This is a genomic window from Rhizobium sp. OAE497 (assembly GCF_040546565.1).
Classification (GTDB): Bacteria; Pseudomonadota; Alphaproteobacteria; order Rhizobiales; family Rhizobiaceae; genus Rhizobium.
Map to the genome: position 1 here is coordinate 2,254,938 of NZ_JBEPOA010000001.1, position 16,994 is coordinate 2,271,931.

16 protein-coding genes are annotated in these 16,994 nt (G+C 62.6%); 8 read left to right on the top strand and 8 right to left on the bottom strand.

Annotated elements, in window-relative coordinates:
- Positions 1–113: 113 nt before the first annotated feature.
- On the bottom strand, positions 114–1,148 hold the full coding sequence (locus ABIE40_RS11615; RefSeq protein WP_199629156.1) for an aldo/keto reductase: 1,035 nt from the start codon (positions 1,146–1,148) through the stop codon (positions 114–116).
- Between the two features lie 91 nt (positions 1,149–1,239).
- On the opposite strand from ABIE40_RS11615, the gene ABIE40_RS11620 reads away from it, so the two are divergent.
- The 3 genes from ABIE40_RS11620 to ABIE40_RS11630 all read left to right on the top strand — a co-directional run bounded on the left by ABIE40_RS11620 (position 1,240) and on the right by ABIE40_RS11630 (position 3,763).
- Positions 1,240–2,142, top strand: a complete 903-nt coding sequence (locus ABIE40_RS11620) for a LysR family transcriptional regulator (RefSeq protein ID WP_199629157.1) — start codon at positions 1,240–1,242, stop codon at positions 2,140–2,142.
- 85 nt (positions 2,143–2,227) lie between these two features.
- Complete coding sequence (locus tag ABIE40_RS11625; RefSeq protein ID WP_354541007.1) at positions 2,228–2,476, top strand: DUF6719 family protein; 249 nt, start codon at positions 2,228–2,230, stop codon at positions 2,474–2,476.
- A 189-nt stretch (positions 2,477–2,665) separates the two neighbouring features.
- The gene (locus ABIE40_RS11630) at positions 2,666–3,763 is read left to right on the top strand and encodes an AbrB family transcriptional regulator (RefSeq protein WP_112715401.1); all 1,098 of its coding nucleotides are present in this window, start codon (positions 2,666–2,668) and stop codon (positions 3,761–3,763) included.
- Here the strand turns inward: ABIE40_RS11630 and ABIE40_RS11635 are convergent.
- Positions 3,723–4,610, bottom strand: a complete 888-nt coding sequence (locus tag ABIE40_RS11635) for an AraC family transcriptional regulator (RefSeq protein WP_199629158.1) — start codon at positions 4,608–4,610, stop codon at positions 3,723–3,725. The genes ABIE40_RS11630 and ABIE40_RS11635 overlap by 41 nt on opposite strands.
- Positions 4,611–4,640: 30 nt before the next feature.
- Between ABIE40_RS11635 and ABIE40_RS11640 the strand changes: the two genes are divergently transcribed.
- Positions 4,641–5,048 (top strand): DUF2000 family protein, encoded by a 408-nt coding sequence (locus ABIE40_RS11640; protein ID WP_199629159.1) that lies wholly within the window; start codon positions 4,641–4,643, stop codon positions 5,046–5,048.
- A 53-nt stretch (positions 5,049–5,101) separates the two neighbouring features.
- Here the strand turns inward: ABIE40_RS11640 and ABIE40_RS11645 are convergent, their stop codons facing one another.
- The 4 genes from ABIE40_RS11645 to ABIE40_RS11660 form a co-directional block, all read right to left on the bottom strand.
- Positions 5,102–5,767 (bottom strand): YiaD family glycine zipper/OmpA-like lipoprotein, encoded by a 666-nt coding sequence (locus ABIE40_RS11645; RefSeq protein ID WP_112715407.1) that lies wholly within the window; start codon positions 5,765–5,767, stop codon positions 5,102–5,104.
- Positions 5,768–5,973: 206 nt separating this feature from the next.
- Complete coding sequence (locus ABIE40_RS11650; protein WP_199629160.1) at positions 5,974–6,972, bottom strand: flagellin N-terminal helical domain-containing protein; 999 nt, start codon at positions 6,970–6,972, stop codon at positions 5,974–5,976.
- A 266-nt stretch (positions 6,973–7,238) separates the two neighbouring features.
- Positions 7,239–10,391, bottom strand: a complete 3,153-nt coding sequence (locus ABIE40_RS11655) for an efflux RND transporter permease subunit (protein WP_199629161.1) — start codon at positions 10,389–10,391, stop codon at positions 7,239–7,241.
- Positions 10,388–11,587: an efflux RND transporter periplasmic adaptor subunit gene (locus ABIE40_RS11660; protein WP_199629162.1), complete on the bottom strand. Its 1,200-nt coding sequence runs from the start codon at positions 11,585–11,587 to the stop codon at positions 10,388–10,390. The genes ABIE40_RS11655 and ABIE40_RS11660 overlap by 4 nt, the downstream gene beginning before the upstream one ends.
- 293 nt (positions 11,588–11,880) lie before the next feature.
- Between ABIE40_RS11660 and ABIE40_RS11665 the strand changes: the two genes are divergently transcribed.
- From ABIE40_RS11665 to ABIE40_RS11680, 4 genes are all read left to right on the top strand, one after another.
- Entirely contained in the window at positions 11,881–12,558 is a 678-nt protein-coding gene (locus ABIE40_RS11665) for a YoaK family protein (protein WP_199629163.1), read from the top strand.
- 67 nt (positions 12,559–12,625) lie between these two features.
- On the top strand, positions 12,626–15,082 hold the full coding sequence (locus ABIE40_RS11670; RefSeq protein WP_199629164.1) for an ATP-dependent helicase: 2,457 nt from the start codon (positions 12,626–12,628) through the stop codon (positions 15,080–15,082).
- Positions 15,083–15,151: 69 nt separating this feature from the next.
- Positions 15,152–15,412 carry a type II toxin-antitoxin system ParD family antitoxin gene (locus tag ABIE40_RS11675; RefSeq protein WP_199629268.1) on the top strand — a complete coding sequence of 87 codons (261 nt, stop codon included), beginning with the start codon at positions 15,152–15,154 and terminating at the stop codon, positions 15,410–15,412.
- Positions 15,405–15,701 (top strand): type II toxin-antitoxin system RelE/ParE family toxin, encoded by a 297-nt coding sequence (locus tag ABIE40_RS11680; protein ID WP_199629165.1) that lies wholly within the window; start codon positions 15,405–15,407, stop codon positions 15,699–15,701. Before ABIE40_RS11675 ends, ABIE40_RS11680 begins: the two co-directional genes overlap by 8 nt.
- A gap of 2 nt (positions 15,702–15,703) precedes the next feature.
- On the opposite strand, the gene ABIE40_RS11685 is transcribed toward ABIE40_RS11680, so the two are convergent.
- Positions 15,704–16,051 (bottom strand): hypothetical protein, encoded by a 348-nt coding sequence (locus ABIE40_RS11685; RefSeq protein ID WP_130278011.1) that lies wholly within the window; start codon positions 16,049–16,051, stop codon positions 15,704–15,706.
- Positions 16,052–16,405: 354 nt separating this feature from the next.
- Positions 16,406–16,804 carry a DUF488 domain-containing protein gene (locus tag ABIE40_RS11690; protein ID WP_199629166.1) on the bottom strand — a complete coding sequence of 133 codons (399 nt, stop codon included), beginning with the start codon at positions 16,802–16,804 and terminating at the stop codon, positions 16,406–16,408.
- Positions 16,805–16,994 lie beyond the last annotated feature (190 nt).

Consider the following 16,994-nt stretch of genomic DNA (forward strand, 5'->3'; position numbering starts at 1 on the left):
ATCGACAGGCAGGCTGGTATGGGACAAGTGGAATGACATGTCCAGTCAAGATTGCGCGCAACCGGGGTGAGCAGCGGGCAGCCTTTCGGATAGGGCCGCCCGCCGCACGATCGTCATACCAGAGGCGGGTTCAGCCGGGCAAAACCCTCCTGGCGGCGATAGGGGAAATAGGGATAGGGCGCGGTCACGGCGCTCACCGCATCCAGCCGCTTGATCTGCTCCGGCGTCAGCGACCAGCCCACCGCGCCGAGGTTCTGGCGCAGCTGTTCTTCGTTGCGGGCGCCGATGATGACGCTCGAGACGGTCGGGCGGCTGGTGAGCCAGTTGATGGCGATCTGCGGCACGGTCTTGCCGGTCTCTTCGGCGATTTCCATCAGCACATCGACGATCGCATAGAGCTTCTCGTCGTCGACAGGCGGCCCGAATTCGGCCGTCTGGTGCAGGCGGCTACCCTCCGGCAGCGGCTGGCCGCGGCGGATCTTGCCGGTCAGCCTGCCCCAGGCAAGCGGGCTCCAGACCAGAGCACCGACACCCTGATCGGCGCCGAGCGGCATCAACTCCCATTCGTAGTCACGGCCTGCGAGCGAATAGTAGACCTGATGGGCGACATAGCGCGGATGTCCGTTCGCATCGGCCGCGGCAAGCGACTTCATCAGCTCCCACCCGGCGAAGTTCGAGACGCCGGTATAGCGCAGCTTGCCCGCTGCAATCAGCCCGTCGAGGGTCGACAGCACCTCCTCGACCGGCGTCGAGGCATCGAAGGCATGCAGCTGCAGCAGGTCGATATAGTCGGTGCCGAGACGGCGCAGCGCCGCGTCGACCGAGCGGATCAAACGCGAGCGCGACGCACCCCAATCCGCCGGACCGTCACCAACGGGCAGCGCCGTCTTGGTCGAGATCAGCGCCTGATCGCGCTTGCCGCGGATCGCCTGCCCCAGCACTTCTTCAGAGGCACCTGCAGAATAGACGTCCGCCGTGTCGAACAGATTGACACCGGCCTCCAGGCAGATGTCGACGAGGCGGCGCGCTTCCGCGGCATCCGTATTGCCCCAGGCGCCGAACAGCGGGCCCGAGCCGCCGAAGGTGCCGGCGCCGAAGCTCAGAACGGGCACACGCAGGCCTGACCGGCCGAGATTTCGATAGTCCATAGTCTTTCTCCTGTTGTCTCCAGAAGATAGACACTCAAATTACGCTGATATAGATTGCCTCAAAGAAACTCATTTGTGATTTGAATTCATCATGAGCAGGCAGGACATCAATCGCTCCGGCGAAATGGAAGTCTTCGTCCGCGCCGTCGAGCTCGGCGGCTTTTCGGCGGCCGCAACGGCCTGCAAGATGACGCCTTCGGCGGTGAGCAAGCTGATTACCCGCCTTGAGGCAAGGCTCGGCACCCGCCTCGTCAACCGCTCCACCCGCAAGCTGCAGCTGACACCGGAAGGGTCGGCTTTCTACCAGCGCAGCGTCTCGATCCTCGCCGATATTTCAGAGGCCGAGCGTTATGCATCGTCAGGCGAACGGGCGACCGGGCCGATCCGCATCAATACCAGCGGCTCCTTCGGCAACCACATCCTGGCGCCGCTCGTGCCGCAGTTCCTGGCCGAGCATCCCGGCATCACCCTCGACATCACCCTGACCGACAAGATCGTCGATCTCATGGAAGAGCGGGCCGATGTGGCGATTCGCGCCGGTCCGCTGAAAAGCTCCAGCCTGATCGCCCGCAAGCTCGGCGGCGCTCGCAAGCTCATCGTCGGCGCTCCCGGCTATCTCGCGACGCATGGCGTGCCTGAAACGATCGCCGATCTCGAAAACCACTGCCGCATCGGCTTTTCCTATTCCCGCGCCATTCAGGGTTGGCCGCTTCAGGACGGCGCCGAAGCGGTCAACGTGCCGGTCACACCGGGGGTGCAGGTCAGCGACGGTGAAGCCATGCGCCATCTGGCGGTTGCCGGTGCCGGGCTGGCCCGGCTCGCCGACTTCACCTTACGGGAAGATATTACGGCTGGAAGACTTGCCGTCGTCATGGAAGACTTCAATCCCGGCGATATCGAGGACTTCTACGCCGTCTATCTCGGCCAGGGCGGCCCGCTTCCGGCCCGCGTGCGCGCCCTCCTCGATTTCCTGGCTACTCACGCCAAGCTATGAGAACTGCCGGTTAGCTCGAAAAGGCGAATTGGCAGAGGCCGCAAAGCCATGTTGTCTTCCTCCCCGGCAACGGAGGGACATAGAGATGCAGGCCAAGACCTATCCGAAATTGAAGGGCATGACCGTCCTGTCATCGACAGGCGCGGTTCTCGCGATGCTGACATCGCCGGCAGGCGCCGAGATCAAGACGGTGACGACCAAACCCACGGCAGCCACGATGACGCCGGGTGAGCCGGTCCTTTACGACGACAAGACCTGCCCTGCCGGGATGATCGCGAAGTTCACCAAGGCGAAACGAAACAACAATATCAGTAAGAAATGCGTTCATAAGTGACCGGATCGGATGCACTGCCGCCAGACCCTGGCGGCAGTGCAGTGCCACATTTCGCAGTTGACCCTGCGGCAGGCTGACAAATATATCCGCACTGCGCCTCCGGCATCCCCGCCGGTCCAGAAGTCACGCCGATAATCATCCTTCGACCGCTCTGGCGGTGCCTGCCGATCGGCAAAGAAGATATCGTTGATGCCGTTCAAAGCCCTTGCCAGCTTCCTACCTTCGAAGGCGAGCCTGCCCCGATGGGCAATCCTGCTTGCTCTCTCCGTCATCCTGGTTCTCGGCCTGGAAATGCTCGGCCTGCCGGCATCGCTGCTGATCGGGCCGATGGTCGCGGCGATCGTCGTGGCGCTGACGGCATCGAAGACGCAGCTGCGCGTGCCCCGCTGGCCGCTGCTCTTCGGGCAGGCGCTGGTCGGCTTCCTGATGGCACGCGCCATCACCGTCGATATCGTCAAGACCATGGCCGATGATGCCCTGCTCTTCCTGTCGCTGATCTTCGCGATCATCGCCGCTGCCGGCCTGCTTGGTTACGTGCTGACCAAGCTGCAGGTGCTGCCGGGCACCACTGCCGTCTGGGGCTCCTCCCCCGGCGCCGCCGCGGCGATGACCATCATGTCCGAGAGCTACGGCGCCGATGCCCGCCTCGTCGCCTTCATGCAATATCTGCGCGTCGTCTTCGTCGCCGTCGCCGCCTCTGTCGTCTCAACCCTCTGGACCAGCGCCGAGGGCGCAGAACCGCCGCCGCTGATCTTCTTTCCGCCGGTCGACTGGCCGGCCTTTGCCGCAACGATCGCGCTGACCGGCTTCTGCGCCTATGGCGCCGCGCGCTTGCGCATCCAGGGCGGCACGATCATCCTGCCGCTGATCATCGGATCGACGCTGCAGGGACTGGGTCTTTTGACGATCGAGCTGCCGCTCTGGCTGCTTGCCATCAGTTATGCCCTGATCGGCTGGAGCATCGGCCTGCGCTTCACGCCGGGTATCATGGCGCACGCCGCCCGCGCCCTGCCCCGCGTCGCAGCTTCGATCCTGACGCTAATGTCGATCTGCGGCCTGATGGCCTTTGCGCTCCACAAGCTTGCCGGCGTCGATCCGCTGACGGCCTATCTGGCAACCAGCCCCGGCGGCGCCGATTCGGTCGCCATCATCGCCGCATCGAGCGATGTCGACATGCCCTTCGTCATGGCGATGCAGGTCGGACGCTTCCTGGTCATCCTGCTGACCGGCCCGATGCTCGCCCGTTTCATCGCCAGGAAGAGCGGCCTGGCGATGAGCCGCGTCTGAGCGCCGCCCACTGCCCGGGCGTCATGCCATAGGCTTTCTTGAAATGCCGGTTGAAATGGCTCTGGTCGGCAAAGCCGGTCGCAAAGGCGATATCGGGCAGCTTCTCGCCTTCGATGATCAGCGCCCTTGCCTGCTGCAGCCGCCGCATCAGCAGATAGCGGTGCGGACTGGTGGCAAAGGCCGCGCGGAAATGCCGTGACAGCGTGAAACGGTCGAGACCGGTCACAACTTCCAGCTCTTCGGAATGAACGGCGCGCGTCGCATGCGCCTCGAGATAATCACGCGCCTTGCGCGCCTGCCGCCAGGCAAGCTTGCCGATCGGTTTCACCGGTGCACTCGCCCGCCTTGCCAGACCGCCCGCCACTTCCGTCAGGAAATCGTCGACGAACAGACCGTCGAGCTCGCCATCGAGATCGCTGAGCGCCCCAAGCAGCACATTGGCAAGCGCCGCATCGCCGAACACGGGCTCGCCGACGAAGGGCAACCCCATCTTCTCCGCATCCAGACATTCGGCGACCAGCGCCGGCTCGATATAGAGCATCCGGTATTGCAGCCCGTCCTCGGTGCCCGCCCCGCCGTCATGCTCCTCGTCGGGATGCAGCACGATCACCTGGCCGGGCATGCTGAAACGCTTCTCACCGCGATAGCTGAAAGTCTGGACGCCCTTCAGCGTCACGCCGATCGCGTAGGTGTCGTGGCGGTGCGGCTCGAAGGCATTGCCGGAGAATTGCGCCTCGATGCGCTCGATGCCCGGAAAGGCAGGCGCAGTCAGGATGCCGTCCGCGCCCGATGGCGCGCACAAACGTTCAAGACCCTGGAAGAGGGTTGAATTTACATCCTGGCTCAATGCCACCTCGCACTCACGAAGAGACCTGGAATGTTTGATACCAAAATTGCGATCGTCCTGCGAAACAATCTTGCCTCCTGGCAGACGCTGAATGTCACGGCCTTCCTGATGAGCGGCATCGCCGGGCAGAATCCCGATATCATCGGCGAAGCCTATAAGGACAAGGCGGGCAATCTCTATAACGCCCTTTCCGTCCAGCCGATCATCGTCCTGTCGGCCGACGACGCGACCATCACCGCCGTTCACCGCCGCTCGCTGGAGCGCGGCATCGCTACGTCGATCTTCATCGAGGAAATGTTTGCGACCGGCCACGATGCCGCCAACCGCGAGGTCTTCGCGCAATTTGCCCCAGACGATGCCAAGGTCGTCGGCATCGCCATGCGCGCCGACAAGAAGATCGTCGACAAGATCACCAAGGGCGCCAGGATGCATGCCTGAACGAAAACGGCCGGGCATTGGCCCGGCCGCTTCTTATGCAAGTGGAAGATGGATCAGCCCTGGGTAACCGGAGCGATCTGGATTTCGACGCGGCGGTTCTGCGAGCGCCCTGCTTCCGTCGCGTTGGAGGCAATCGGCTGCGACGGGCCGAAGCCGACGGCCGAGACGCGGCGCTGGTCGATACCCTGGCCGCCGAGATAATCGGCAACCGACAGGGCGCGGCGCTGCGACAGATCCTGGTTATGCTGCAGGCTGCCTGTCGAGTCCGTATGGCCGTTGACGTCGATGAGCGTGCGGTTGAACTTGCGCAGCACGATCGCGACGGAATTCAGCGTCTGATAGAAGCCCGGCTTCACCGCATCCTGATCGACGTCGAAGGTGATGTTCGACGGCATGTTGAGGATGATGTTGTCGCCGTTGCGGGTCACGGAAATGCCTGTGCCTTCGAGCTGCTGGCGAAGCTCGGCTTCCTGCTGGTCCATGTAGTTGCCGATCGCGCCGCCGGCGAGCGCGCCGATACCGGCGCCGATCAGGGCAGCGTTGCGCGCACCATGGCCGCGTCCGCCGAGAGCAGCACCTGCTAGCGCGCCGCCAACGGCGCCAAGCATCGCACCGCCTGCCGTGTTCGACATCTTCTGCTCGCCTGTATAGGGATCGGTCGTCGTGCAGGCGCTCAGATAGGTGGCGGCAAGCGCCAGGACTATGAATTTCTTGATCATTGGCAGAAGGCTCTCCGTTCGAAGCTGACCCGAGCAAATATTAAGGAATGCGGCAACAAGATGAAACGTGCACATCCGATACCGCAAAATCCGGCAAATGCACACGGCGCGCGGCAGACTGTGCCCGGATATCACCAGCTTTGCGACGATCCGCAAACGCGAAAACGCCCGGGAGAGCCCGGGCGATTCGTTTTGGAGAACAGCGATCAGATATTCTGGAAGAGCTGTGTGATGGTGTTGTAGCTCGCATTGGCGATCTGCAGTGACTGGATGCCGAGTTGCCGCTGCGTCTGCAGCGCCGCCAGCCGGCCGCTCTCCTCCTCCATATCGGCATCGACCAGGCGGCCGATACCGGATGTATAGGAATCCGTCAGCGATTTGGCGAAGTCGTTCTGCAGGTCGATGCGCTTTTCCAGTGCACCGAAGGACGAACCGACGGTGGTCATCTGCTTCAGGGCCGCATCGGTGACGTTGATCATGTCCTTGAGATCGTCGGCTGACGTATTGGCATCGAGACCGATCTCGACCTGGCCGGTCGTATCGCCTTCCTTGCTGAAGATCATCACATAGTTCTGCGCAGCGCCGAGTTCGGTCGCGTAGTGATCAGTCGTCAGCGCACCATATTCGCCGGTGCCGCCGGCGCGGTCATCGACCATGTAGCGCGCGTCGGCAGAGGTCGTGACACCGGTCGAGGGAACGTCGATATGATAGGTGAGCGTCGAGACCTTGACCGAACCGTCGTCGCCGCGAATGAAGGCCGCCGGGATCTCCTTCGGCTTCGTCGGATCGTCCTCGTCGGTCAGCTGCACCCAGTTGTCGCCGTTGAAGCTCGCGGCTTCGGACACCGAACGCAGCTGCGACTTGAGCTGGGTAATCTCGTCATTGATCTTGGTCTTGTCGACGCCCTCTTCGGTTGCCGCCACCAGCTTGGATTTGATGGTGGAGACGATCTCGATGGCGCTGGAAACGGCCGTATAGGCAACGCCCATCGTCGCCGCCGCGATGCCGAGTGCATCCTGGATTGCGCCGTTCGCCTTGTTATCGGTGCGAACGGTGGTGGCGATCGCCCAATAGGCACCGTTATCCTGCGCCTTGGCGACACGAAGACCGGTGGAGACATGATTTTGCGTTGTGGTCAAACTACGGTTGGTGTCGCGCAAAATATGCAGCGCCGCATCAACCGATGTGCGTTGAAAGATACTCACAGAACTCGAACTCCGAACACAACTATACGCAACTAACTGACATGACCGGGTCCGCGAAACGTCATGTTCGGGCGCTGAGATCAGCGGAAGAAAAGCACCTCCAAAAACGCTGGAGGCATTGATCGGTCACGGCGTGATCATTGCCGTTTATACTTAAAAAACGGCTAACTTTCAGAAGTGATTCACGCTGTTTTACAATTCTTCGTTGACCATAAAAAACGCCGCCGGAAATCCGGCGGCGTCCTTTGAAAACATAGCAAAAACGCTTATTCTGCAGCCTGCAGCTGCTCCGCATCCGGCACCACCTTGGGCCGCGTCGCATGCGACATTTCCTCGTGCAGCCGGGCCTCTTCATGGGCATGCGGCTTGGCGAAGCGGGCAATCAGCAGGTAGGCGACGGGCGTGATGAACAGCGTCACCAGGGTCGCAAACCCGAGGCCGCCGACGATCACCCAGCCGAGCGCCACGCGGGCTTCGGCACCCGCGCCATGGGCAAAGACCAGCGGAACGCCCCCAAGAATGGTCGCGATCATTGTCATCATCACCGGGCGCAGGCGAAGCTCGCAGGCCCGCTCGATGGCTTCGCGCACCTCGACGCCGTGGTCACGCAGCTGGTTTGCGAACTCGACGATCAGAATGCCGTTCTTCGCCATGACGCCGACAAGCAGCACCAGACCGATCTGGCTGTAGATGTTGAGGCTCGACCCTGTGATGATCAGCGCAAACACCGCGCAGGCAAGACCGAGCGGCACCGTCGACATGATGATCAGCGACGACAGCACGCTTTCGAACTGTGCCGCCAGAACCAGGAAGATGATGACGATCGCGAAGCCGAAGGTCAGCGCCATGCCGCTGGAATTCTCTTCCAGCGTCGCAGCCTCGGCGAGCGGCAGCAGCCGCGCGCCCGAGGGCAGCAGCGGTTCGGCAAGCTGCGTCACCTGATTCACCGCATCGCCAAGCGACATGCCGTCCTTGAGACCGGCGGTGATTGCGACCGAAGCCAGCTGCGATTCACGGTTCAGCTGCGGCGCAACCGATCCTTCCTTCAGCGAAGCGATGACCGACATCGGCACGATCTTGCCGTCCCCCGTTTTCAGGAAGACGTTTTCGAGATCGGTCGGATCGTCGATCGGCCGCGTCGTCGAGGTCAGCAGCACAGGGTAGGATTCGCCGTCGACGAAGACATCGACCACCGAGCGCCCCTCGAGCAGCGACTGGATCGCCGTCGAAAGACCGGTGATATCGATACCGAGATCGGAAGCCCGTTCGCGGTCGATCGACACCGAAACCTGCGCCTGCGTCGGCTCGTTGGTCAGACGCGGCGTGTCGAACTGGCCGGTAGCGTCAAGCGCCTGGACCAGCTTCAGCGCCGCGGCCGTCAGATCTTCGTAATTGTTGCCGATCAGCGCCATCTGCAGGCCGTTGCCTGCCCCGCGGATGCGCAGGCTGTTCGAGGAGATCGCGTTGCCGCGCAGCGCCGGAACACGCGATGCCGCCCGGTTGATGTCCTGGACGATCTCCGCCTGGGTCCGTTCACGCTCGCCCCAGGGCGCCAGCGTCAGCACCATGAAGCCGCTATTGGCCTGGCCACCTTGTCCCGAGATCGAGAAGACGTTCTGGATATCGCCGCTATCGACCAGCGGCTGCAGATACTCCTCGACGAGCTGCATCTTGTCGCGCGTATATTCAAGGCTGGAGCCCTGCGGCGAGGTCAGACGCATCATCACCATGGCGCGGTCTTCGTTCGGCGTCAGCTCGCTCTTGACCGTCGAGAAGGCGAGCAGTGCAGCGCCCCCGAACAGCAGCGAAACGATGATGACGACGAGCGGCGCATTGAGGCAGCGCTGCAGCCCCCACTTATAAGCGGTGGCAAACAGGTTGCCGAAGCGACCGAGCGCCCCGTGATCCTCACGCATCGGCTTGGTCAGCATGCGCGATGCGAGCATCGGACAAAGCGTCAAAGCCACGAGCGAGGATAGCCCCACCGAGAAGGCCAGCACGAAGCCGAATTCACGGAACAGACCGCCGACCTGACCGGGCAGGAAAGAGAGCGGGATGAAGACGGCAGCAAGCGTCGCCGTCGTTGCGATGACGGCGAAGAACACTTCGCGGGTGCCGAGCACCGCGGCCGCACGCGGCCCCATGCCCTCGGCCCTTCGCCGCACGATGTTTTCGAGTACGACGATCGCATCGTCGACGACAAGGCCGGTCGCCAGCACGATGGCGAGCAGCGTCAGGATATTGATCGAGAAGCCGACCATGTAAATCGCCGCCAGCGTACCGATCAGCGCCACCGGCATGCTGACCGCCGGGATCAGCGTCGCCCGCCAGTCGCGCAGGAAGAGATAGATGACGGCGGTGACGATCACAGCGGCGAGGATCAGCGCCAGTTCGACCTCATGGATCGCACCCTGGATGAACACCGCATCGTCGCTGGTGATCGCGATCTTGGTGCCCTCGGGCAGCGTCTTCGACAACTGCTCGACGGCGGCATGCACGCCGGCCGAGATATTCAGCGTGTTCGACTGCGCCTGACGGATGATGCCGAGACCGATGCCCGGGTTGCCGTTGGAGCGCAGCGCCGTTTCGCCGTCCCGCGGGCCGAGCGTCACGGTCGCGACGTCACCGAGCCGGACACGGTCCTGCAGGATGACATTCTGGAAATCCTCGGGCTTCTGCAGGTTGGCGGTGGCGCGCACCACGATATCCTGCGTCGTGCTCTTCAGCGATCCCGCGGGCACATCGAGCGCCGCATTGCTGAGCGCTTGCGTCAGGTCGCCGATCGTCAGCCCGCGGCTTGCCAGCGCGCTCTGATCGACATCGACGCGGAAGACCTTTTCCTGATCGCCATATTCCTCGACATCGGCAACGCCATCGACGGATGCCAGGCGGTCGACGATCTCGTTCTCGACGAGCAGCGTCAGGTCGTCCATGTTGAGATTGCTGGAGGTCACGGCCAGACGCATGATCGCCTGCGAATCCGAGTCCGCCTTGACGATCTGCGGCGCGTCGGCATCGTCAGGCAGGTTCTGCGTGATCCGGCCGATCGCATCGCGCACATCGTTTGCGGCAACAGCAAGATCGACGGAATCGGAGAATTCCAGCGTGACGCGGCTCTGGCCGAACTGCGATTGTGAGGAGATGGACTTCAGGCCGCTGACGCGGGCAACCGCGCCTTCGATCACCTTCGTCAGCTCCTGGTCGATCGTCTGCGGCGACGCACCGTCGAAGGTGGTGCGCACGGTGACGACAGGGCGATCGACGTCAGGCAGTTCGCGCACCTCGATGCCGACATAGGCGGCAAGGCCAGCGACCACCATCAATGTGTTGAAGACCAGCGCCAGAATGGGCCGGCGCACGAAGAGAGCGGTGAAACTCTGCTTGCCGGAAGCGCGGTCGTGGATCTCGGTCACGCTCATTGGGTCGCCACTCCATTATTGGAAGCAACCTCGTTGGCCGTGCGAACCGCCCCGCCTTCGCGGATACGCTGCAGGCCCTGGGTGATGATCGCGTCGCCATCCTTGATATCGGCCTTGACGAGAACGTAATCCGGATTGCGCTGCACGATGCTGACGCGCACCTTGTGCGACTTGTTGTCGAGCGCCTGCCAGACGAACGAACCCTGCGAATCCCACTGTACTGCGAGCGGATTGACCGCCGGATATTTGTCGCCCGGGAATTTCATGCCGACATTGAAGGACATGCCGGCGCGCAGCTCGTCCGACGCGTTGTCGATACGGGCGCGGATGCGCAGCGTACGGCTGGCAGAATCGATGCGGTTGTCGACCGCTTCCACCTCACCCGAAAACACCTGGCCAGGGCGCGCAACCGACGTCGCCTCGACCGGCTGGCCGACGGAAACCGTATTGGCAAAGCGCTCCGGCACCCAGAAATCGACGAGGATCTCGCTGCGGTCGTCGAGCGTGACGATCGGCGTCGTGGTCGTGACATTGTCGCCGATATTGACCGGGACGATGCCGACGATACCGTCGATCGGTGCGGTGATATCGCGGCGCGTCAGATTGAGATCGGCGGCCTGCAGCTGCAGGCGTGCGCCCTGCTCGGCGATCTCGGCATCGAACACATCCATGCGCGACACGCTGGATTTGATGTTGTGATAGAGGTTGGACTTCTCGAGCGCCGCCTTCAGCGCCACCTCGGCCTGCCCCTTGGCAATCACCTGCTCTTCACTGTCGAGCTTGGCGATCACCTGACCGGCCTTCACCTTGTCGCCCGACTTGATGAGGATCTCGCGGATCGTTCCGGTCGCCTGCGGCGTGACCGCAACCGAACGGATGGCATCACCGGTGCCGATGGCGCTCAGCCGGTCGTTGACGACACCCTGGACGACATCCTGCGTGACGACGAGAACCGCGCCATTGCCGCCGCGTCCGCCGCCATTGCGGCGATTGCCACCCTCCTCGCGGGCCTGACCGTCGCCGGCAGGAGCCGTCGCATCAGCCGTCTTCGCAGACGGCGCAATCCTGGAAACGAGGCTCTCGGGAACCCCGGCATTTTTCAAACTATCCGCCGCACCGGGCGCAAAAAATATCCATCCGGCAAAACCGGCAACAATAACAACTATAGAAAGAACAAACTGCTTCCAAAAAGCCATTCACGTCTCCAGAGGGACTCGAGGTTGGACCAGGGTCGGTCGAAAGAGGCGTACTGGGGCAAAGATTCCCGCCTGACTGCGGCAATATCACCCCTTTACAAACCGGCTTCAAGCGTATCCATCCGTCATTACAGAATTGTAATCTGGACGAGGTCCGGAAAGTGGCGATGCAAGTCACTTTTGCTTGAGAAGCGCAGCTTTTTGAAGAATTTTACGGCCCGCTTCTTTAGCGATGCCAGAAAAGCGCAGTAGAAGACGCAGATTTCTCTCAATCCCCCGTATCCGGAGGACCGATGCGCCCCGCCCTTCCCTTCCTCCTGAGCTTCACCGGCGGCTATGTCGATACCGCCGGTTTCCTGGGGCTCGGCGGTCTCTTCACCGCCCATGTTACCGGCAATTTCGTGACGCTCGGCGCAGCACTCGCTTCGGGCACCTCGGGCATCATCGCCAAGCTTCTGGCGCTGCCGGTCTTCTGCCTCACCATTTTCCTGCTGCGTTACGTCATGCGCCGCAGCGTCAGAAACAGTGACCATAGCCTGCGCATCATGCTGATCCTCAAGCTGCTGTTCCTGACGGCAGGTGCGGTACTGGCGATCCGACTCGGCCCATTCGCCGATCCCGATGGGCTGCCGCTGGTCGCGACGGGTATGCTCCTGGTCACCGCCATGGCGATCCAGAACGCCGTCCACCGCATCCACCTCTCATCCGCTCCGCCGACCACACTGATGACCGGTACGACGACGCAGATTATGATCGACCTTGCCGATGTCGCCCAGGGCGCGACGGGCGATCCCGAAAAGCCGGTGAAAACCCGTCTTTCGAAGATGGCGCTCGCCGTTGCCGCCTTCGCACTCGGCTGCGGGCTGGCAGCACTCTCTTATATCGTCGCGGGCGTCTGGTGTTTCGCGCTTCCGCCGCTGCTGGCGCTGGCCTCGGTGGCGCTCGCCTTCCGCCCGGAGAAAACCCCATAAAAGCCCGGGGTACGGAACCAGAACATCTTTTCTGGTCTTTCGGTACCGAATCACTACATTACGCGGCATGAGCAATAGTTTCGACGACATCCCCTTCTTCGACGAAGAGCCGCAGGCGCCGCGCAAACCAGCTGCTGGCGCCCCTGCAGCGGGCGGCCTGGCGGCCCGCGCCATGGCAGCGCGCGATGGCGGAAGACGCCCGGATTATCTCTCCGGCCTCAACCCGGAACAGACCGACGCCGTCGAAACGCTTGAAGGCCCCGTCCTCGTTCTCGCAGGCGCCGGCACCGGCAAGACCCGCGTGCTGACGACGCGCATCGCCCATATCCTCAATACCAACCGCGCCTTCCCCTCGCAGATCCTCGCCGTCACCTTCACCAACAAGGCGGCCCGCGAGATGAAGGAACGTATCGCCGTTCTCGTCGGCGGCGCGGTCGAAGGCATGCCCTGGCTCGGCACCTTCCACTCGATCGGCGTCAAGCTGCTGCGCCGCCATGCCGAGCTCGTCGGCCTGCGCTCGGATTTCACCATTCTCGATACTGACGATGTCGTGCGTCTCATCAAGCAGCTGATCCAGGCCGAAGGGCTCGACGACAAGCGCTGGCCGGCCAAGCAGTTCGCCGGGATGATCGACACCTGGAAGAACAAGGGTCTCGGCCCTGCCGACATCCCCGAAGGCGATGCCCGCGCATTCGCCAATGGCCGGGGCCGCGAACTCTATTTCGCCTATCAGAACCGCCTGTCGACGCTGAACGCCTGCGATTTCGGCGACCTGCTGATGCATCCGATCGCGATCTTCCGGAAAAACCCGGACCTCCTGAAGGAATATCACGGCCGCTTCCGCTACATCCTCGTCGACGAGTATCAGGACACCAACACCGCCCAGTATATGTGGCTGCGGCTTCTCGCCCAGCGGCCGAAGGGCGAGCCGCAGAATGTCTGCTGCGTCGGCGACGACGACCAGTCGATCTATGGCTGGCGCGGCGCCGAAGTCGACAACATCCTGCGCTTCGAGAAGGACTTTCCGGGCGCCAAGGTCATCAAGCTGGAGCGCAACTACCGCTCGACGGCCCATATTCTCGGCGCCGCAGCCCACCTGATCACCCACAATGAAGGCCGCCTCGGCAAGACGCTGTTCACCGACCGCTCCGATCCCGAAGACGTCAAGGTGCAGGTTCATGCCTCCTGGGATTCCGAAGAGGAAGCCCGTGCCATCGGCGAAGAGATCGAGCAGCTCCAGCGCGACAAGCATAAGCTGAACGACATGGCGATCCTGGTGCGCGCCTCGTTCCAGATGCGCGAGTTCGAAGACCGCTTCGTGACACTCGGCCTCAACTACCGCGTCATCGGCGGCCCGCGCTTCTACGAGCGCCTCGAAATCCGCGATGCCATGGCCTATTTCCGCCTCGTCGCCCAACCGGCCGACGATCTCGCCTTCGAGCGCATCATCAACACCCCGAAGCGCGGCCTCGGCGACACCACGGTGCGCGCGCTGCACGACTATGCCCGCGCCCGCGACATCCCGATGCTGGCCGCCGCCGCCGACATGATCGAGACGGACGAACTGAAGCCGAAGGCGCGCAAGGCGCTCTTCGACGTCATCCAGTCCTTCCGCCGCTGGCAGGGACTGCTGGAAAATACCCCGCATACCGAACTTGCCGAGACGATCCTCGAAGAGTCGGGCTACACCGACATGTGGAAGAACGACAAGACGGCCGAAGCGCCGGGTCGCCTCGACAACCTCAAGGAACTGATCCGCTCGATGGACAGCTTCGAGTCGCTGCGCGGCTTCCTTGAGCATGTCTCGCTGGTCATGGATGCCGAGCAGAACGAAGACCTCGACGCGGTCTCGATCATGACGCTGCATTCGGCAAAGGGGCTCGAATTCGACACGGTCTTCCTGCCCGGCTGGGAGGAAGGCCTCTTCCCGCATCAGCGCTCGCTCGACGAAAGCGGCCGCGCCGGTCTCGAGGAAGAACGCCGCCTCGCCTATGTCGGCATCACCCGCGCCAAGCGCCGCTGCCACATCTGGTTCGTCTCCAACCGCCGCATCCACGGCCTCTGGCAATCGACGATCCCGTCGCGCTTCCTCGACGAACTGCCGGAAACGCATGTCGAAGTCGCCGAGACCGAGCAGAGCTATGGCGGCTACGGACGCGGAGGCTACGGCCAGTCGCGCTTCGACAAGGCCGATCCCTTCCAGAATTCCTATTCGACACCCGGCTGGAAACGCGCCCAGCAGAACAAGACCGATGCCACCCGCGACAACTGGGGCACCCGCTCCGGCCACGCCGTCGAACGCATTGGCTATGGCGAAAGCGGCCCGCGCGGCCGCACCATCGAAGGCGAACTCGTCGCCAAATCCACCTCCACCGAACCCTCGAAATTCAAGACCGGAGACCGCGTCTTCCACATGAAGTTCGGCAACGGCAATATCGTCGGTATCGAAGGCAACAAGCTGACGATCGACTTCGACCGGGCCGGGCAGAAGCGGGTGCTGGATGGGTTTGTGGAGCGGGTTTAGGCCGTCACCTAACAAAGTTTGTTAGATATTGTTTGCCGTGCTATGGTCACGCCCATGAAAAGCACGAACATGCGAACCCTTACCGTCTCGCTGACACCTCAACAGGCCGCGCGACTGCAAAGCGCCGTCGACAGCGGCAGCTATGCGTCGAACAGCGAGGTTGTCCGCGACGCACTGCGGTTATGGGAACAGCGCGAAGACGTCCGCGCCCTCGAATTGGACCGGCTCAAGCAAGCCTATCATGACGGGAAAAACAGCGGAGAAGGCGAAGATGTCGATCCCGCAGCGTTCTTGAAGAGCCTGAAGGCGGAACGCTCCGCACGTGGCTAGCTACAGGCTGACGCCCAGAGCGCAAAACGATCTCCGCGAGATATGGCACCATATCGCCGCGCATAACGAAGCCGCTGCCGATCAGCTCATTGTCCGCCTCTTCGACAAATTCGAACTCGCCGCGGCGCATCCCGAAATAGGGCCTTCCCGCCCCGAGCTCAGCGAGACAGCCCGCCTCCTCATTGAGGGCTACTATATCGCGATCTACGAGCCCACCGCCTACGGCGTCCTCATTATCGCGATCGTCCACGGAAAGCGCGATCCTGCGCATTGGCTGGACGAAGTCTAACGTCACCCCAACATCTGCATTGACCCCAACCCCAGAATATCGTTCAGCAGCGCAATCCCCATCCCCAGCGCCACGATCACCAGTCCGATGAGAAACAGCCGCCGCGAGCGGTCGTAGTTGGCGGCGATCAGCGAGTCGCGCGCCAGCAGATCGGCGAAGACCTTGACCTGGATGGCGATGCCGACGGTGAGGAAGGCCATGGGGAGGATGTCGATGCGGCTCCAGTCGTTGGGGTTGGAGACCCAGCGGCTGATGAAATTCAGGGAAAAGCCGAGGATGATCCCGGCCGCCGTCAGCGAGCCGTTCCGGAATGTCGAGTCGATCTTCTCTTCTGGACCGGGCTCTGCCACCGCTTTCCCTCCCGATGACGGTCATCCCAAGAAAGGCAGAAATGGCGCATCTCGGCAAGGGGTTACGCAGGGTGCAGGGCAAGGCTTCACGGCGCGATGGACCTTATGTGAGCCGATGTCACCCATTCGTGACTTCGTCTGCTGCCCCTCCTCCCGCATACTGCCCGCGGGCTGGATAAGGAGGAAGCAGATGAAACGCTACTCGCTGTCGATGATCGGCCTTTCGCTCCTGGTTGCCATCATCGGCAATCCGGGCATCGCCATGGCCTGCAACAAGATCATCGGATCTTGAGCCCTCGACGCAAGGGAACAGAAGGCGCGGGCCGGGGTTCGCGCCTTTTTGCTGCGCGCCGTTCAGGCTGAAACGCAGACGATCCGGGCGCCGCGCTCCTCGAAGAGCTGACGCAGCAGGCTCCGATGGCAGCGGCTCTCCTCCTCGCAATAGCAGCCGACAGCGAAATTCGTGCCCTGCGACAGCAGCGCCAGCATATCCAGCACCCGCGCCACATCCGGCACCGCCATCTCCTTGAGAAAGGCACTGCTGAACGCCTGCCACTCCTTCTCTGTTTCGGCCGAACGCGCCTCGGCAACGAGTTCGGCGCTTGGCGAAAGCATCGGCAGCCAGACATCGTAATAGTCACGGCTGGCGAATTCTTCCTTCGGCACGCCACGCGGCGGCCGCCTGACGGTGCCGATCCGCACGCCCTCGTCTTTTCCGCGCGGCGATCCCAGGCGCACGATGCTGATGGCCATTCGTCTCCTCCCGGCAGCGCGATTGATTCCCTGTAACCGCGCAAGGCGCGCGCTGCGCTCGACAATATGCCGCAGCCGGCGACGGCGTGCCAAGAGGCAGGCAACGGTCGCCTGGCATGGCGAGACCGGCGCAAAATGCCAAAAACCAACAGAAAACCGAAGGAGATTCGTCGAAGATCGCTCTAAAATA

What these genes read in the sequence shown, in the direction of transcription:
- ABIE40_RS11615 (WP_199629156.1), bottom strand. Translation starts at nt 1,148, where the DNA reads ATGGACTATCGAAATCTCGGCCGGTCAGGCCTGCGTGTGCCCGTTCTG.
- ABIE40_RS11620 (WP_199629157.1), top strand. Translation starts at nt 1,240, where the DNA reads ATGAGCAGGCAGGACATCAATCGCTCCGGCGAAATGGAAGTCTTCGTC.
- ABIE40_RS11625 (WP_354541007.1), top strand. Translation starts at nt 2,228, where the DNA reads ATGCAGGCCAAGACCTATCCGAAATTGAAGGGCATGACCGTCCTGTCA.
- ABIE40_RS11630 (WP_112715401.1), top strand. Translation starts at nt 2,666, where the DNA reads ATGCCGTTCAAAGCCCTTGCCAGCTTCCTACCTTCGAAGGCGAGCCTG.
- ABIE40_RS11640 (WP_199629159.1), top strand. Translation starts at nt 4,641, where the DNA reads ATGTTTGATACCAAAATTGCGATCGTCCTGCGAAACAATCTTGCCTCC.
- ABIE40_RS11645 (WP_112715407.1), bottom strand. Translation starts at nt 5,767, where the DNA reads ATGATCAAGAAATTCATAGTCCTGGCGCTTGCCGCCACCTATCTGAGC.
- ABIE40_RS11655 (WP_199629161.1), bottom strand. Translation starts at nt 10,391, where the DNA reads ATGAGCGTGACCGAGATCCACGACCGCGCTTCCGGCAAGCAGAGTTTC.
- ABIE40_RS11660 (WP_199629162.1), bottom strand. Translation starts at nt 11,587, where the DNA reads ATGGCTTTTTGGAAGCAGTTTGTTCTTTCTATAGTTGTTATTGTTGCC.
- ABIE40_RS11665 (WP_199629163.1), top strand. Translation starts at nt 11,881, where the DNA reads ATGCGCCCCGCCCTTCCCTTCCTCCTGAGCTTCACCGGCGGCTATGTC.
- ABIE40_RS11670 (WP_199629164.1), top strand. Translation starts at nt 12,626, where the DNA reads ATGAGCAATAGTTTCGACGACATCCCCTTCTTCGACGAAGAGCCGCAG.
- ABIE40_RS11675 (WP_199629268.1), top strand. Translation starts at nt 15,152, where the DNA reads ATGCGAACCCTTACCGTCTCGCTGACACCTCAACAGGCCGCGCGACTG.
- ABIE40_RS11690 (WP_199629166.1), bottom strand. Translation starts at nt 16,804, where the DNA reads ATGGCCATCAGCATCGTGCGCCTGGGATCGCCGCGCGGAAAAGACGAG.